At 43.8% G+C, this 17,428-nt stretch carries 17 protein-coding genes; 7 read left to right on the forward strand and 10 right to left on the reverse strand.

Annotated features, from left to right (window positions below):
- Window positions 1–37: 37 nt before the first annotated feature.
- From atpG to OCV36_RS19385, 8 genes are all read right to left on the reverse strand, one after another.
- Entirely contained in the window at window positions 38–907 is an 870-nt protein-coding gene (gene atpG / locus OCV36_RS19350) for a F0F1 ATP synthase subunit gamma (RefSeq protein ID WP_017074013.1), read from the reverse strand.
- Window positions 908–954: 47 nt separating this feature from the next.
- Window positions 955–2,496 (reverse strand): F0F1 ATP synthase subunit alpha, encoded by a 1,542-nt coding sequence (gene atpA / locus OCV36_RS19355; RefSeq protein WP_102553420.1) that lies wholly within the window; start codon window positions 2,494–2,496, stop codon window positions 955–957.
- A 9-nt stretch (window positions 2,497–2,505) separates the two neighbouring features.
- Window positions 2,506–3,057 carry a F0F1 ATP synthase subunit delta gene (locus OCV36_RS19360; protein WP_135456816.1) on the reverse strand — a complete coding sequence of 184 codons (552 nt, stop codon included), beginning with the start codon at window positions 3,055–3,057 and terminating at the stop codon, window positions 2,506–2,508.
- Window positions 3,058–3,068: 11 nt separating this feature from the next.
- On the reverse strand, window positions 3,069–3,539 hold the full coding sequence (locus OCV36_RS19365; protein WP_017074010.1) for a F0F1 ATP synthase subunit B: 471 nt from the start codon (window positions 3,537–3,539) through the stop codon (window positions 3,069–3,071).
- Between the two features lie 54 nt (window positions 3,540–3,593).
- Window positions 3,594–3,830 (reverse strand): F0F1 ATP synthase subunit C, encoded by a 237-nt coding sequence (gene atpE, locus OCV36_RS19370; RefSeq protein ID WP_004730405.1) that lies wholly within the window; start codon window positions 3,828–3,830, stop codon window positions 3,594–3,596.
- Between the two features lie 46 nt (window positions 3,831–3,876).
- Window positions 3,877–4,647 carry a F0F1 ATP synthase subunit A gene (gene atpB, locus OCV36_RS19375; protein ID WP_017074009.1) on the reverse strand — a complete coding sequence of 257 codons (771 nt, stop codon included), beginning with the start codon at window positions 4,645–4,647 and terminating at the stop codon, window positions 3,877–3,879.
- Between the two features lies 1 nt (window position 4,648).
- Window positions 4,649–5,050, reverse strand: coding sequence for an ATP synthase subunit I (locus OCV36_RS19380; protein WP_135456817.1), 402 nt, complete (start codon window positions 5,048–5,050; stop codon window positions 4,649–4,651).
- Window positions 5,051–5,892: 842 nt separating this feature from the next.
- Window positions 5,893–6,774, reverse strand: coding sequence for a LysR family transcriptional regulator (locus OCV36_RS19385; protein ID WP_017074007.1), 882 nt, complete (start codon window positions 6,772–6,774; stop codon window positions 5,893–5,895).
- Window positions 6,775–6,931: 157 nt separating this feature from the next.
- Here OCV36_RS19385 and OCV36_RS19390 point away from each other — a divergent pair, with 157 nt between their 5' ends.
- The 7 genes from OCV36_RS19390 (at window position 6,932) to OCV36_RS19420 (ending at window position 16,464) form a co-directional block, all read left to right on the forward strand.
- Entirely contained in the window at window positions 6,932–7,330 is a 399-nt protein-coding gene (locus tag OCV36_RS19390) for a RidA family protein (RefSeq protein ID WP_004730412.1), read from the forward strand.
- 199 nt (window positions 7,331–7,529) lie between these two features.
- On the forward strand, window positions 7,530–8,990 hold the full coding sequence (locus OCV36_RS19395; RefSeq protein WP_029224918.1) for an aldehyde dehydrogenase family protein: 1,461 nt from the start codon (window positions 7,530–7,532) through the stop codon (window positions 8,988–8,990).
- Window positions 8,991–9,248: 258 nt separating this feature from the next.
- Window positions 9,249–10,244: a membrane dipeptidase gene (locus OCV36_RS19400; protein WP_135456819.1), complete on the forward strand. Its 996-nt coding sequence runs from the start codon at window positions 9,249–9,251 to the stop codon at window positions 10,242–10,244.
- Window positions 10,245–10,429: 185 nt separating this feature from the next.
- Window positions 10,430–12,037, forward strand: coding sequence for a BCCT family transporter (locus OCV36_RS19405; RefSeq protein ID WP_017074003.1), 1,608 nt, complete (start codon window positions 10,430–10,432; stop codon window positions 12,035–12,037).
- 212 nt (window positions 12,038–12,249) lie between these two features.
- Window positions 12,250–14,052, forward strand: a complete 1,803-nt coding sequence (locus OCV36_RS19410) for a hypothetical protein (protein ID WP_135456821.1) — start codon at window positions 12,250–12,252, stop codon at window positions 14,050–14,052.
- Entirely contained in the window at window positions 14,049–14,786 is a 738-nt protein-coding gene (locus tag OCV36_RS19415; protein WP_135456823.1) for a DUF3726 domain-containing protein, read from the forward strand. The genes OCV36_RS19410 and OCV36_RS19415 overlap by 4 nt, the downstream gene beginning before the upstream one ends.
- A gap of 385 nt (window positions 14,787–15,171) precedes the next feature.
- Complete coding sequence (locus tag OCV36_RS19420) at window positions 15,172–16,464, forward strand: alpha/beta fold hydrolase (protein ID WP_135456825.1); 1,293 nt, start codon at window positions 15,172–15,174, stop codon at window positions 16,462–16,464.
- A gap of 297 nt (window positions 16,465–16,761) precedes the next feature.
- Here OCV36_RS19420 and OCV36_RS19425 read toward each other — a convergent pair whose 3' ends face one another.
- Together OCV36_RS19425 and OCV36_RS19430 are read right to left on the reverse strand one after the other, a co-directional pair.
- Window positions 16,762–16,944 (reverse strand): hypothetical protein, encoded by a 183-nt coding sequence (locus OCV36_RS19425; protein ID WP_017073999.1) that lies wholly within the window; start codon window positions 16,942–16,944, stop codon window positions 16,762–16,764.
- 207 nt (window positions 16,945–17,151) lie between these two features.
- Window positions 17,152–17,379: a PAS factor family protein gene (locus OCV36_RS19430; RefSeq protein ID WP_004730426.1), complete on the reverse strand. Its 228-nt coding sequence runs from the start codon at window positions 17,377–17,379 to the stop codon at window positions 17,152–17,154.
- Window positions 17,380–17,428 lie beyond the last annotated feature (49 nt).

The following is a 17,428-nucleotide window of genomic DNA, read 5'->3' on the forward strand; positions in this document are numbered from 1 at the left end:
TCCTCAAATTCTATTCTTGACCCACTCTTTTCTGCCCTTAGACAGCTTGAGCGCCTGAGACTATTTCACTCAGTTCTTGGGTAATGGCAGCTTGTCGTGCTTTGTTGTATACCAATTGCAAATCATCGATGAGTTGGCCTGCGTTATCGGTTGCCGCTTTCATGGCCACCATTCGGGCTGCTTGCTCACAGGCAATGCTCTCTACGATGCCTTGATACACTTGCGATTCAATGTATCGATGTAACAGCTCAGAGAGGATGTCTCTTGGTGCTTGTTCATAGATGTAATCCCAACGACGTGCTTTTTTAGCACCTCCATCGGCCTCAGAATCTGAGGGGTGGGGTAGCAACTGCAAGGTTGTCGGTTCTTGAACCATGGTGTTGATGAACTGGTTGTAAACGAGATACAAACTGTCGATTTTTTCGTCGTCGTAATGCCCTAGCATCGCGTTAACCGTACCTAAAATGTCTTCTAATTTAGGCGTGTCACCAAGGCCTGACGTTTGCGCGATAACATTGCCGCTGCGTTGGAAAAATGAGATAGCTTTAGAACCAATTAAGGTGGTTTCTACCTCAACGCCTTTGTTACGCCACATCTCCATTTCTTCTAACACTTTCTTGAACAAGTTCGAGTTCAAGCCACCACATAAGCCTCGATCGGACGAAATAATGATGTAAGCAACGCGTTTTGGTTCACGCTGTTGAAGATAGGGGTGCTGGTATTCCAGCGACCCTGATGCGACATGAGAGATAACTTTGCGCATGTTCTCGGCATATGGACGCGTTAGCGTCATGTTGTCTTGAACCTTACGCATCTTACTTGCCGCAACCATCTCCATTGCACTGGTGATTTTCTGAGTGTTACTAACACTGCCTATCTTGGTGCGAATTTCTTTAGTATTTGCCATTATCTGCTCCTAATTTGTTTTGATTTCCAGCCAACAAACCGGAGCGTTTACCAAGCTTTCAACGCTACAAAGTCACCGAGAAGCTTTGCAAGGGCGCCATCGATTTCATCGTTGTAGTCACCGTTAGCGTTGATGGTGTCGAACAACTCTGGGTTTTGACCTTTTGCGTAAGCAATCAGCTCTTCTTCAAAACGTGCAATTTTGTTCAACTCTACGTCAGCCAAATAACCTTTTTCTGCTGCGTAAATGACCGTTGCTTGCTCAGCGACAGACATCGGCGAGTATTGCTTTTGCTTCATTAATTCAGTTACACGCTCACCATGATCAAGCTGCTTGCGAGTCATGTCGTCTAGGTCAGAAGAGAACTGAGCAAATGCGGCTAACTCACGGTATTGCGCTAACGATGTACGAATACCACCAGACAGTTTCTTGATGATCTTGCACTGCGCTGCACCACCCACACGAGATACCGAGATACCCGGGTCTACCGCAGGGCGTAGGCCTGAATTGAATAGTTGAGTTTGTAGGAAAACCTGTCCATCGGTGATTGAGATTACGTTTGTTGGTACAAACGCCGACACGTCACCCGCTTGAGTTTCAATGATAGGAAGTGCCGTCAATGAACCTGTTTGGCCTTTCACTTCACCGTTCGTGAACTTCTCTACATATTCCGCATTCACTCTTGCCGCACGTTCTAATAGACGTGAGTGGAGGTAGAATACGTCGCCAGGGAAGGCTTCACGACCTGGTGGGCGTTTAAGTAGCAATGAGATTTGACGGTAAGCAACAGCTTGCTTTGATAGATCATCATAGATGATCAGTGCATCTTCACCGCGGTCACGGAAGTATTCACCCATAGTGCAACCAGCATAAGGAGCAAGGTATTGAAGCGCTGCTGATTCTGATGCTGATGCCACAACGACGATGGTATTTTTAAGTGCGTCGTGGTCTTCGAGTTTACGAACAACGTTTGCGATAGTGGATGCTTTCTGACCGATAGCTACATACACACATTTGATGCCAGAATCTTTTTGATTGATGATCGCATCGATAGCTAACGCTGTTTTACCTGTTTGACGGTCACCGATGATCAGTTCACGTTGACCACGACCGATAGGCACCATAGTGTCTACTGCTTTGTAACCCGTCTGAATGGGCTGATCGACGGACTTACGTTCGATTACGCCTGGTGCAATCACTTCTACAGGGTCTAGTCGGTCACAACTCACAGGGCCTTTGCCATCGATGGGCTCGCCTAATGTGTTCACTACACGGCCAAGAAGTCCGTTACCGACTGGAACTTCCAAGATACGACCTGTACCTTTTACTTTCATACCTTCACAGAGGTCAGTGTAGGGGCCCATAACCACCGCACCTACTGAGTGGGTATCTAGGTTAAGCGCGAGGGCGTACTTGCCACCTGGAAGTTCGATCATTTCACCTTGCATTACATCCGCAAGGCCGTTAATGGTAATGATGCCGTCACGAACCGATACAATGGTGCCTTCGTTGCGAGCTTCGGTGCTCACATTAAACTTCGCGATGCGATCTTTAATTAGATCGCTGATTTCATTTGAATTTAATTGCATAATTGATACCTATCTCGCGTGAAGTTGATTAGCTAGTCGGTTAATTGATGTGTTTAATGAACCATCGATGACGGTTTCACCCGCCTTGATAACAATCCCGCCAACTAGCGTGTCATCAATAACCTGTTCCATTTCAACCTGACGCTCTAATTTCTTCTCAAGTGCAGCAGTGAGTGATGTAACTTGATCTTGTGTAAGCAATTCTGAACTGGTGACAGTGACAGGGATTACACGTTCATGTTCGTCCTTTAGGTCGCTGAACAAGTTAAACAATTCTTTAATCACTGAAAGACGGCCATTCTCGGCCAATACTCGAATGAGATTAATGACATGGTCATCAACGAGTCCTTGGCAAACATGAATAATAAGATTGACCAGTTCTTCAGATTGTTGTGTGCGAACACCTTCTGCTGAGGAAATCTGCTTAGCGATCGTTTCTTCTTCTGCCACAGTCACAAGAATCGACAGCATTGAGTGCCACTCTTGCAACTTGTTTTCACCCAAGGCAAAGTCGAACGATGCTTTGGCGTAGGGATGAGCAATATTGGTGTAATCTGACATATTGCCTCCGCTTAGAGTTCGCTTATCATTTGATCAACTAACGCTCGGTTCGTTTCGGAATCTAGGTTCTTGCTAATCAATTTCTGTGCACTTTGAATAACAGCATCTGCCATATCCGCTTGAAGTTCACGGCGTAACTTTTGACGTTCGCCTTCTAGCTCAGCTCTACCTTGTTCTAAGATACGTGCTTTTTCCTGCTCACCTTCTTGGTGAGCTAAGGTGATGATTTCGTTGCGGCGTTTTTTGCCTTGCTCAATCAGTTCGGTAACATTTCTTTTCGCATCGGCGACGAGTTGTGCGCCATTTGATTTTGCTAGTTCTAGCTCTTTCGCTGCATTCTCTGAGTGGCGTAAACCATCAGCGATTTCTTTTTGGCGCTCGTCTAACATCGCGGTGAGAGGGGGCCATACATATTTCATGCATAGCCAAACAAAAATCACGAATGAGATTGCTTGACCAAACATGCTGGCATTTAAGTTCATACCTTCCTCACTAAATCTTGATTATTTACAAATCGATCTTTTCAAAGCTTTTCATTAAGCCACGGCAAAGATGATGTATAGACCGATACCAACACCAATCATCGGTACAGCATCCACAAGACCCATCATGATGAAGAATTGAGTACGAAGCATTGGAGTAAGGTCTGGTTGACGAGCTACACCTTCAAGGTATTTACCTGCTAAGTTACCAATACCAGATGCTGCACCTGCTGCACCTAAACCGATCAGTAATGCACCCGCTACATATAAAACTGCGCTTACGATATCCATTTGTATCTCCGATAAATAATGTGTTAGTTAATTTTTTAGTTATTAATTAATGGTGTTCTTCTGTTGCCATCGCTAAATAAACAACGGTCAGTACCATAAATATAAATGCTTGCAAGAATACGATTAATATGTGGAATAAGGCCCATGGAACACTTAGTGCCCATTGCATCCACCAAGGCATTAGTGCGATAAGGATGAATATCATCTCGCCTGCATACATATTTCCGAATAATCGTAAGCCTAGTGATATTGGCTTTGAAATTAATGTTATTAATTCAAGAACTAAGTTAACAGGATATAAAAGAGGGTTATCAAATGGCTGAGTAGTGAGCTCTTTGATAAAGCCTTTCAAACCTTTATTTTTAAACGTATAAGTTAACAGTAGAATAAACACACCGAGTGCCATCGACATTGGGACATTTACGTCCGCTGTCGGTAGGTCTCTAAAGTGTTCTAAACCTATTACACGAGTTAACCCTGGTATTAAATCTATAGGTAATAGGTCGACTGCATTCATTAACAACACCCAAACAAAAGTGGTTAATGCCAGCGGTCCTATTAATTTATCCTCCGCTTGAAAAATCTCTTTGACTAGGTTGTTAACGAAATCAAAGATAAGCTCGATAAAACATTGAAAACGACCTGGAACACCGCTGGTGCCCTTGGTCACTACATATCGAAACGCTCCAATAAACAGTAAACCCGTAATCCAAGATATCAACATTGAGTCAATGTTGAACGCCCAGAAACCATCACCTGTAGTTAAGAAGGTTAAGTGATGCTCTATGTATTCGTGAGCGGTAGTGACTTGATCCATACTACACGTACTCCGATCTTGTAGAGGCAGTAATAAATGGTGTTAAGAAGTACCCAATCATTGTGAAAATGTACGCGTATAATATTACTGGGTTATCCAATTTAAAAAATTGGAATGCCAGGATGAACATTAAGAACGTATAAGTTATTTTCACGACACGACTCATTTGCATTAAGTCACGTAAACTATAATTAGGATTCTTACGAACCTTTAAGCTTGCATATATAAATCCAAACAGCGGTGGTAGCATCGCGATAACAACACCCAAAGCTGAAGATTCCATATCTACTTTATTACCAAAAAACACTTCATATAAAACTACACCGACGGCTAATACTATTTGGCAAAGAACAACTCTTTTAGCAGCAACAAGGATGTCGCTACTTATCCCATTAAGCCTCATAATAAAACCTTATATTTAACAGTGTAAGTCAATATAAAACACAGTTTGAATATGTTTTGTTACTAGCACTTACTTGTTAATAGCAATTTGACTTGTTAATAAACCTTTACTTGTTAACAAAGAAATAATCTTTCTGGCTTTATATCTCCTGACGAAATTAAACGATAAAAACTAACTCGCTATCGTTTCGACAAAATATAAATTACGCCTAAAATTATGTGATCTAAACAACAAATATCGGCATCAATAATTCCATTTTTGAAAGAAGTGTTTTTCATTTATGAAAGTAATAGCTTGATTACTTCATTCATGAATATTTCAGATGCTTTATTTTTGACGATACGAAAGGTTTTTTTCCACAATATTTAAAGTAAAACTATCAGCTTATTATCGTATCAATTGATAATATTCAAACACTTAGAATTACTTATGAAGCCAATTACGGAGTGTCATTCTGGGTGGGGCTAACTAAGTTTTAATCAATAGTGGAAGGGAGTATTTGTGTAGTGATTTAATGGTACGCGACTCCTTATGTATAAATAATTATTTTTGGTATTGTTGCCGCAAAGTCGTTATTCATGTGTTGGTAAGGAGCTGAAACGGTTAGTTTGCCGTTTTAAGACGACACTAAATGAACAATCTGCCCCCTAATCATCAGAGCAAAAACGCTGGAAGTTAGGGCTAAAGGTCAAAGATTAGGGCAATTGGGCAGAATGGCACAAAAAGAAAGCGCCGAATTTAGAGAACGTAACAGGCAGTTAAGTACTGCCCAATCTAGCGCTAGAGTTCTTATTTTATTAATAGTCCTTATAAGTAAGCGAAGTCAATCACGTTTCCCTCTATTACTCTTTATAGCTTAGGTATTGAATACATAAGTCATGAAAAGCCTGTGCTTGTGGCGAGATCGTGCGGTCAGCCAACCTGAAAATACCGATTTGACGCTGTAAGGGCGGGTCAATCAATGGAATCCACACCAAACGGGTTTCATTGGTTGGGAAAGCCAGTTTAGGCAGCGTAGTCACGCCTATCCCGAGCTCTAACACCGAAAACAAAGAAGTAATGTTCTCTACTGAATACAGAGCTTGTTCGCTGAGCATTCGCGCAGGTGTTGGGTCAAGTAGGGTACAAGTACCGTTGCGAATAAAAGGTTGTTTTAACAAAGTTTGCCACTCTATTCCCTCTCGTTGGGAGGCGATAGGGTTGTCTTTCAGGCAGACCACACCAATAGGATCGGAAAGCAAAGGGGTGAAATCGATGCTCTCTTCTTCTAAATGGGAGCTATTTCCGAGGGCAACATCCACCTCTCCAGAGAGTAATCTCGCTTCCACACCCGCCGCATTATCATCAATCAAACTGACTTCTACATTAGGGTACTGCTCACAAAAAGCCCCTAAAACGCTAGGGATTAATTTTGCTGCTACCGATGGCACGCTTGCTATTCGAACTCTTCCTTGTTGTCCTGCCGCTGCTGCGCGCAAGTCATTATCTAATGCTTTGTAAACATTAAGAAATTGAATGATTTTTGGTAAGCATATTTCTCCGAAAGGTGTCAGCGTTGATTTGTTGCCTGTTTCAAACAGTGGCTGACCGAGTATTTTTTCCAGTTCTTTTATTGAGGTGGAAAGTGCCGCTTGCGATCGATTTGCTCGGTGAGATGCCGCTCTAAATCCACCTTCTTCGACCACTAAAACGAAATGTTTTAACTGTTGTAGCTTAATACTCATGGCGCTGATCCTTCTCTAGCCCTTGCTATACCTTACTTTTTGAAAGGTGATAGATTTTATTTATCAAATGCACAAAATTTACCGTTAGATTTATCAGTCGTCAAGGTGCAGTATTTAACCATCTTGAAACATAGTTGTTACAAAGTTGGATGGAATCGTGAACGCACAAACTAAAAAACACCCAGTAAAAACCGAGCTTTTTGCTTCAAAAGCACCACTAGAGTGGGCAATCGTTAATAACGGCACTCTATACACAGCGCAGATTCCAATTGATGAAACTGGCGCAGTAGTAGAAGGCGGTATTGAAGCGCAAACGCGTCAGACTTTTAACAACCTTGTTCATACGTTGGAGTGTGCAGGCGAATCTATGGATTCAGTGCTGCAAGTTCTGATTTACGTGACAGACCGTGAATACTTAAAAACGGTAAACAGCGTATACGGAGAATACTTCAATGCACCTTATCCAAACCGTGCTGCGGTCGTCGTTGCAGGGTTAGCAAGAGAAGAGATGCTGGTCGAGTTCGTGGTTTATGCATCGGCGTCTCAACCTGAATAATCAGACTGTGAACTAAAGCTATTTGCGGATCAAAACTCTTTTGAATTGAAGTGGTTTATTGATACAAGCGACTTGGTTCACTTTAGAAACAAAATATACATCTTATTTTAGCAATTAATTACCTGAATATTAACAGTTTATTAATTAACCAGATGGTTGCCAGACTCAACCGCAACCTAACCGTTACAAGGACAGAATGATGACTCAATTACAGAATGTTCAAGCAGAAAACGCACTTTACATTGGCGGCGAATGGCAAGCGGGTGTTAGCACCGTTGCGAACATTAACCCATCAGATATTTCTGAAAACATCGGTAACTTTGCACAAGCAAGCACTGACCAAGTTCAACAAGCGATTTCAGCGGCGAAGCACGCTCAGCCAGAGTGGGAAAAAACACCGATTGAACGTAAGCAAGCAGTGCTTCAAGCGATTGGTGATGAACTGATTGCACGTTGTGACGAGCTAGGTACATTACTTTCTCGTGAAGAAGGTAAGCCTTTTGCTGAAGGTCGTGGTGAAATTTACCGTGCAGGTCAGTTCTTCCAATACTTCGCAGCTGAAGTGCTTCGTCAAATTGGCGACAACGCAGAATCAGTACGCCCAGGCGTTTCTGTAGAAGTGACTCGTGAGGCAGTTGGTGTTATCGGCATCATCTCTCCTTGGAACTTCCCAACAGCAACAGCTGCTTGGAAAATTGCTCCAGCATTGGCTTTCGGTAACAGCGTTATCTGGAAACCTGCAAACCTAACACCAGCAAGTGCGGTTGCGCTAACTGAGATTATCCACCGCCAAGGCATGCCTGCAGGCACGTTCAACCTTGTACTGGGTAGCGGTTCGAAAGTAGGTGATGCACTGATCAATTCTAAAGACGTGAATGGTGTGAGCTTTACTGGTTCTGTTGATACGGGTCGTAAAGTCGCAGCTGCAACAGCGCCAAACTTCGTTCGTTGCCAACTAGAAATGGGCAGTAAGAACGCATTAGTGATTGCTGACGATGCAGATATCCAAACTGCAGTAGATGCAACTATCGCGGGTTCATTCTCGGGTGCCGGTCAAAAATGTACCGCATCTTCTCGTCTAGTGGTAATGGATGGCATTCACGACCAATACGTCGAAGCACTTATCAAACGCATGAGTGAGCTTAAAGTCGGTCATGCACTAGAAGAGGGCGTGTTCATGGGCCCTGTAGTCGATGGAAACCAACTTGAAGCAAACCTTGGTTGGGTTGAGAAAGCACGTCAAAGCGGCGGTGAGCTAGCATTTGGTGGCGAACGCTTGAGCATGAAACACGAAGGTTTCTACATGTCTCCAACCTTGTTCTTGAATACTAAGAACGATTGGGAAGTGAACCAAGAAGAAGTGTTTGCTCCTATGGCAAGTGTGATTCGAGTTGCTGACTTAGAAGAAGCTATCGCGACAACAAACGACACACGTTTCGGCCTAACAGGCGGCATCATTACTCAAAGCCTACGCAGCAGTGCGATGTTCAAACAACAAGCTCAAACAGGTTGTGTGATGGTGAACCTACCAACAGCAGGCACAGATTACCACGTACCGTTTGGTGGTCGTAAAGAGTCTAGCTTCGGTCCTCGTGAGCAAGGTCAGTACGCGAAAGAGTTCTATACCGTGGTTAAGACAGCTTACCAGCGCCCTTACTAAGCAGCTTTCTGTTAATTAGATTTCTATTAACTAGAACGGGATAGTTGGAGTCATTAGTTAAACAGACCCTAACTATCTAGCTATCGAATTGGCCTGATTCATCGAGTCAGGCCAACATCAAAACTCAATCAAGCTCAATCAAAGATAGATTTCAAAGACTGAGCACCCAGTAAGTGATTTAACCCATTTTTGAAAACATGTTATTTGAGCGTGTTTTCAAAACCGAGCTAGAACACTGAGCTTTCAATAGGAGTGGTTATGTACCAGCAACGGATTGTTATAGATGGATTGCAATACTGCAATTGGAACAGAGAATATTTCCAAACACTAAAGGCGAGCGGCATTACAGCAGTTCACGCTACCGCGGTTTACCACGAGACAGCTCGTGAAACCTTATCTCGTTTTGCTGAGTGGAACTTAAGATTCGAGCAGAATGCAGACATTATTATGCCGATACATTCAATGGCTGATGTTGAAACTGCAAAAGCGACAGGCAAAGTCGGCATTTTTTTAGGTGCTCAAAACTGTTCGCCAATTGATGATGAGATTGGTCTTATCGAAGTGATGCGTCAGCAGGGTCTTTTGATCATGCAGCTGACTTACAACAACCAGAGTTTATTGGCGACGGGTTGTTATGAGCAGAACGACACAGGTATCACGCGCTTCGGTAAACAAGCTATCGAAGAGATGAACCGAGTAGGTATGATCATCGATATGTCTCACAGTGCTGAACGTTCAACACTTGAGGCGATAGACCTATCTTCTCGCCCTATTTGTATCAGCCACGCGAACCCGACGTTTGCACATGATGCACTGCGTAATAAATCAAATGATGTGATTAAGGCTCTAACCGAACGCGGTGGCTTAATCGGATTCAGCTTATACCCATTCCACCTACCAAACGGCAGCCAATGTACCTTGGAAGATTTCTGCCAAATGGTTGCAACTACGGCTGATATGGTCGGCGTAGAGCACCTAGGTATTGGCAGTGACCTATGCTTAAACCAACCTCAAGCCGTTCTTGAGTGGATGCGAAATGGTCGCTGGTCGAAGGCTATGGACTACGGTGAAGGCTCTGCGAATAACTCAGGTTGGCCAGATTCACTGCCTTGGTTCTGTGGGAGTTCTGGTATGGAAAATATCTATAACGGATTGATGCGTCACGGTTTCAGTGAGTCTGAAGCTGGGCAAGTATTAGGCGATAACTGGTTTAACTTTTTGAAAGAGGGCTTAGAGCCTCAAAGCAAAAAGTAACCGCTTTTTTGAACAGCATTGAAAAGAATATCAATTATACAAAAGGAACAACGGTCTATTTCGCAACGCGGTAACCCAAACATGGATTAGCCTGCCCAACACAAAAACAATAGGGCAGGTGTTAAATACACCTCTTGTGGTCATCATTTTAATGACGGCTGCAAAGAAACCTCTGGAGTCAGAGTATGTCTGATTTAACCAATAGCGTGAAATCTTCAAACGTAAATGCGGGTCAAGCAAACACAGCAAGTAATAAAACAAGTAAAAATACACAGTCTGAGTCTGCCTCAGACAAATTAGGACTAACTAACCCAGCACTTTGGTACAGCGGCGGCTTTATCGCTCTGTTTGTAGCCCTTGCTTTGTTTGATGGCGAGCTGCTGTCTACCCTAGTAAATACCGGCTTTGCATGGTCTGTAAAAGTGTTCGGCCCATATTGGCAAATGCTTCTTCTTCTGACTTTTCTTATTGGTCTTGGCCTAGCGGCAGGGCGAACAGGCAAGGTTATCCTAGGTGGCATCGATAAGCCTGAGATGGATGGCTTCCGCTGGATGGCGATCATCTTTTGTACGTTACTTGCGGGTGGCGGTGTGTTTTGGGCGGCAGCAGAGCCTATCGCACACTATGTGAGTCCTCCACCGTTGTATGGCGCGCAAGAAAACGCACAACAAGGCGCAGTAAACGCATTATCACAATCGTTTATGCACTGGGGTTTTCTCGCATGGGCAATCGTTGGTAGCTTAACGTCTATTGTGGTTATGCACCTTCACTACGACAAAGGCTTACCGCTTAAGCCTCGTATTTTGCTATACCCAGTTTTAGGCGAAAGAGCACTGAAAGGTCATACCGGCGCACTGATTGATGCATGTTGTATTGTTGCAGTAGCAGCGGGCACCATCGGTCCGATCGGTTTCTTGGGCTTGCAAGTGAGCTACGCATTGAACGAACTGTTTGGTATCCCAGATGGCTTCACGACACAGCTGATCATCATATTGTTCGCTATCGTTCTTTACACATTGTCTGCATTAAGTGGTCTTAACCGCGGGATGCAAATGCTAAGCCGTTACAACGTAATTTTAGCAATGGCATTGATGGTCTACATTCTGATCTTTGGTCCAACGAACTTCATCTTCAATGGCTACATCCAAGGTGTAGGCAGCATGATTGACAACTTCATCCCAATGGCGACTTACCGTGGTGACGAAGGTTGGTTGAGCTGGTGGACAGTGTTCTTCTGGGGCTGGTTCCTAGGTTACGGACCAATGATGGCAATCTTCATTGCTCGAATTTCACGCGGTCGTAGTATTCGTCAGTTGGTGACAACCATTAGTATTGTTGCTCCGTTTGTTACTTGTTTTTGGTTCACGATTGTTGGTGGTTCAGGTCTGGCATTTGAAATCGCTGATCCGGGCAGTGTAAGTAAAGCATTTGAAGGTTTTAACTTACCAGGCGCTCTACTGGCGGTAACTCAACAGCTACCAATGCCAATGCTTACGTCTATCTTGTTCTTGATTCTGACGACGATCTTTATCGTGACGACAGGTGACTCAATGACTTACACCATCAGTGTTGTTGTGAGTGGTGAGACAGAACCCAATGCAATTATTCGTACTTTCTGGGGTGTGATGATGGGGGTAACAGCTTTAATTCTGATTTCCCTTGGTTCAGGCGGAATTTCTGCGCTGCAATCGTTCATTGTTATCACTGCGGTACCTGTTTCCTTAATCTTACTTCCTTCACTTTGGAATGCGCCTCAAATCGCAATCAAGATGGCAAAAGAACAAGGTCTATAGAAAGCAAGAACGACCAAATGCGGGCCTTGTAATTAAGGCCCGCAAGAAATCCGAAAGTCAGTAAAACCTGTACCGGTGAAGATACACCGGACGGCAAAGTATTTAGGTCAATCGATCTAGTCAGGACAAATAATAAGGGGCGAGATCGCTTGCCTCAATAACTATCAAAAACGTGAAAGCTAACCAGCATACTGTTACAACGAATGCTTCAAATGATGGCAACGATCGGTTCTGAATGGCTAGCAAAATCCTATAACTATAAGGTGGTGAGCAAAATGGATGCACATCGTTCTACCTACACTGAATCAGCATTACGTGACGCAACCGTCGTCATGGCACCGGAAAGGCTAGGTGCGATGCACCAAACACGCATCAGCTTCGTGAGAACTCTGATTCGTAAAATGGCTCAGCAAGAATGGAAAGTGACGAAACATGAGTGGCAATTAGACGCTCAAGGTTTCGGTCACGTTATCTATAAGCTAGCAACGCCAAACCATGTTTATCATTTGGTTGTTTTTTGCGATGAAATTGCAGATGACGAACGAAATGACCGTGTCATTGCTGAAAAGTGGGACGTAACGTTTGCGCTTGTTCTTGGTGATGTTGATGTCACCCTACTTGAAAGACTTCGTGCGAATGTACCGCTTCAAGAGGCGGGCCGTAATCCAAATAACGTACTTGTTTTAGCGCGTGCTAACAAAAGTGTACGTGTGTTCGAACACATCGTGAGTCACTTGGCGAAAGGTGTTCAACCAACGCCCAAAGAACTGGCTGAAGTGGGCTACATTCTACGAACCACTGCCGTTTATGGTAATGGCAAATTTGGTATTGCTGACTTTAAAATCTTAGAGAAAAATGAAGATTTTAACCAGTCATTTAGTGCGCAAATGTGTGCAGTTTATATGCTGCGTGAGTTCAGCTTAGACTGGGTTCATTACCTAGCCGAACAACAGGGCGGTGAACAAGCGATTACCTTGCATCGAGGATTACAGCGTTACCTTGGTGTTGGTAATGCGACGGGTTTAGGTATGGCGCCATACCTTATTAACCACCCTAGTATTGTCGATCAGTGGATGACAACCCGTGAACATGCATTGGCGGACGTGTTGTCCAGTCAGACTGATATGGCGTTGATCGAGCCACTGCGTACCTTAGTTAAAAAAGCGATTTGTCATTTAGAACAAGTCGTTACCATCAATGAAACACAGCAAGAGCTCAACAAAGCTGCTGTTGATGATTTGAAGCACACAGAACAATCATTAGAAGCTTCTGTCAGCCTGTGTGATACATGGGCACAGTTAGTCGAACAATCTAAGCACATGAGTATGGAAGCCCAAGAAATCCTTATCTCATGCTTGATGGAATTGTACCCAGAATTAGTGGACGCCCATCAAGAGCAAATGAATTGCAGCGAAACACTGTCGCTTCCTAGTGGCAAAAAGATTCAAGACCTTCTGGTTGTATTAGAAGAAAAGTACCGTTGGGCGATCACGACTGACTTTACTAAAGCGGAGAACAACTACTGGTTCTGGTATCGCTCTCAAGACAAAGAAGAGCCAAGACTCGGAGTTCGAGGCGAGGAACTAGGCGAAGAGCGTGAATTGCCTTTAGATATCGGCCGTCAAGCTTACCGTTTGTACCATGCTTTATTGCAATTTGCGCCTGGGCTTTCATTGGCTGAATTCCTTGTTAAACAGCCACAGCACCGTGCGATTGCACGCCGTGTATGGACGTTGGGTAACAAAGCGATGGGCGATATTCAAATGAATGTGCTGCATCAAGATTCGCCGCCAATGCACTTGCTGCGTTGCAAGCTAGCGATGTTTGGTGCAACTAAGTTTGATCCTCGTTCAGATCGTTGGGTGCGAGTGACGTTTTTCCAAGGTGCGCCACTTCTTGATGAAATTCATCAGGACGAATGGGTGTTCCCAATATTACCAAGTGAAGCGGAGCTCGCTGACTCACAAAAAGCTACTACACATATCAACGCTCAACATGGAGGTAAATCGTTATGATCGTTTCTCACAATGAACTGGTAGCGGCCGTCAATAAAGCCTTTCTGGGTATGCGTCGTACATGTGGTGAAGCCGATGTAATAGCGAACATGGTGGCAGATTTACAGATGGTGGGCTTGGATGGAGTTCGTCATTTTAACAGTGCGAGCAACTTCATCGGGCTAGAAGACGACCGCCCTGTAGATATTCAAGTGCGCAGCGATAATACCGTTGAAGTTGACCTACACAAGGCGAGCTTAGCCTGTCATCTTCCTGTGATTATGGACTATTCGATTGAAAAAATGGTTGGTAAGAAGACGCTGAAAATTGAGCTAAATAACTGCCACAACCGTTGGTTGGCGTATAGCGAGCTTGTAAAACTGGCTGCGAAAGGTATCGCGTGCATGGCACGTTGGGATAACGGCTCTAACCCTAAGAGCACTTTGTATGTTCTTAACCGTGGTTGCGTTGCTCCAGAACTGTTTTTATCAGATTTGCCACTGGCATCGGACGAACATATCCACAATATGACCATCGAACTTTCCGTCCAGGATTTCGATATCGAACGTTTGTCAGATGGCTACCAAACACACATTGAATCGGACGCGCTTTTTAAAACTCAAGAGAAAGCGTGGAACGATGGCATTGAAGTTGATGATGGAGAGTGGGGCGCGTTGAAAGAGACTGCGACGGCTATCCTTGTTGAAAGTAGCCAACGTTCGACTCAAGGTGCAGGTGAATTAACGGCTTCGTAGTCGCTAGATTCACTAAATTTGATAGATTTATTAGAACGAATAGATTAACGACAAATAACCCAGTTAGTTTATCAACACAGATAAAACCAAAGAGCTTAACGTATCCTCACCTCGTTAAGCTCTTTTTATTTGCCTCTCGCTTTTGGTTTGCTTCACTTTATTCTTTCGATCTCTCGTTAGATAAATCCCTTCTAAACGGACTGTTTGACACATGTTGTTACCCGTTGAAGGGTAATTGAACAATTAAACGAAGCACCTTCACATTCAGGTTAAACAAACGGTTTCATTTACAAGCCACTATGCGTATCTTGCTAATTAAAGGTGCCAAAGGGCGCCGTTTTTATTCGTACCGATGACTTTAGAATCAGATAAAAAGGAATGAAGCGTGCAAGCTAACTTTATTGATGGAACCACCCTGTATCGTCAGCACTCTTTTGAGTTGCCACTCGATTACCAAGCCAAAGATGGACAACAGATCCAAGTCTTCGCACGTGAACTGGTTGATGTTACAAAAGACGCACAAGAACTGCCGTGGTTGATCTATTTTCAAGGTGGGCCAGGCTTTCCTTCTCCACGAGTAAGCGGTCAATCAGGCTGGATAAAGCGTGCATTGCAAAACTATCGTGTTCTGCTTCTTGACCAACGCGGCACAGGCAACAGCACAGTGATTAGCCATGAAACTTTGGCGCATCTGTCCCCAGAGCAACAAGTCGAATATTTAACGCATTTCAGAGCGGATAACATTGTTCGTGACGCCGAAGCGATTCGTGAGCAATTCGGTGTTAAGCAATGGTCGACGATTGGCCAAAGCTTTGGTGGCTTCTGCACCTTGAGCTATTTGTCACTGTTCCCACAAAGCCTACAGCGCTGCTATGTAACGGGCGGCATTCCGTCTATTGAGCGTGAAGCTGATGATGTATATCGTGCGACTTACGAGCGTGTAGAAGACAAAAACAGGGCTTTCTTTGCTCAGTTCCCACAAGCGCAAGCTATGTGTCGTGAGATCTCTGATTATCTGCTTAACAATGATGTGAGACTGCCAAACGGTCAGGTGTTCACAGTTGAACAGTTCCAGTTGATCGGCATTAATCTTGGTGGCGGCGAAGCAAACCTTCCGATGTACTTCACGCTAGAGAGTGCGTTTGTTGAAGTTAATGGTAACAAGCAGTTGAGCTACAGTTTCTTAAATCAAATGCAGCAAGAGCAGGGTTACCTAACGAATCCAATCTACGCAATTTTGCATGAATCGATTTACTGCCAAGGCACAGCATCACAATGGTCGGCTCACAGAGTACGCGAACAGTACCCACATTTTAACTACCAAGCGGGTAGCGAGTTCTGGTTTACCGGAGAGATGGTGTACCCATGGATGTTCGACCAACTAGAAACGTTGAAGCCATTGCGCGAAGCGGCGAATCTTTTGGCTGAGAAATCGGATTGGGACAAGTTGTATAATGCAGAACAGCTGAGCAAGAACACGGTGCCAATGGCATGTGCGGTTTACGCTGATGATATGTACGTAGAACTGGATTACAGCCGTGAAACACTGGCGAATATTCCAAACTCAAAAGCGTGGATTACCAACGAGTATGAACACAATGGCTTGAGAGTCGATGGCGAAAGAATTGTAGATAGATTAATGACGATGGTTGAAGCGTTAGAAAACCTGCCAAAATAATTAGACGATTTACGTTAGAAGCTGTCTACTTTAGAGGCTATCTACGTTAAAAAGTTATCTACGTAAAAAGCTATGTACGTTAGTGGCCATCTGCGTTAAAGGCTATCTACGTCAGAAGCTATCTGTGTTAAAAGCTATCTACGTTAGAAATAAGGTACGCCAGAAACAAGAAAACGCTGCATCCGTGCAGCGTTTTTTTTATGTCATCGAACTGTGTTTTACTAGCCGTGATGTTAAGAACTACAGCTAACTGAAACGATAGAGTTTAAGAACCGGGAGGGATAGTTCCTAAATTCATTAAGGTTGGATGACGATATCTTGAGTTTCTGTGGTAGTTAAGCTGGCGCGGTTTTGTTTGATAAGTTGAGCCGCATAAGAAGGACTCACAGCTTGAACTTCGCCTTTTGATCGAATCGTTAATGCTTCCCACGCATGGTCACGGTATTTGCCTGTTTGTGTATATTCAATAAGTACTCTCATGATTCTTCCATTCGGTGTGTGGTTAACGTGCTACTAACATTAGCGGCTTTGTGTTGGTTGCACACCTGTTAAATATGAAACATAAGATTAACCAAATGAGAATGTGTGTAACTTGAAAAACAGAAGGAATTGCACATATAACAAACAGTGGATATAAAAAAACGCTGCACAGTGGCAGCGTTAAAATAGAGATAAGTTGAAGAGCGATCAGCTGTTTTCTAAACCAACGATCTTACGCGCGGACATCACCGCACTATCTAAATCGGTCAATCTACCAGCACTCGCAGGACCAAGAACTGATGAATACAAAGCCAACTGCTTCTCAAATGATAAATCTAATTGGTTATATAGATTTTGGCGGATTTGAGCGTGTTGCTGTGGCTTTGCGCTCGACAGGCCTTCCAACGTATCGTAGATGAGTGTAGTTGTATCCATATCTGTCCTTAGTACACCTTTATAAAATTTTGTATATTATGCACTTGGT

Source organism: Vibrio echinoideorum, assembly GCF_024347455.1.
GTDB lineage: Bacteria > Pseudomonadota > Gammaproteobacteria > Enterobacterales > Vibrionaceae > Vibrio > Vibrio echinoideorum.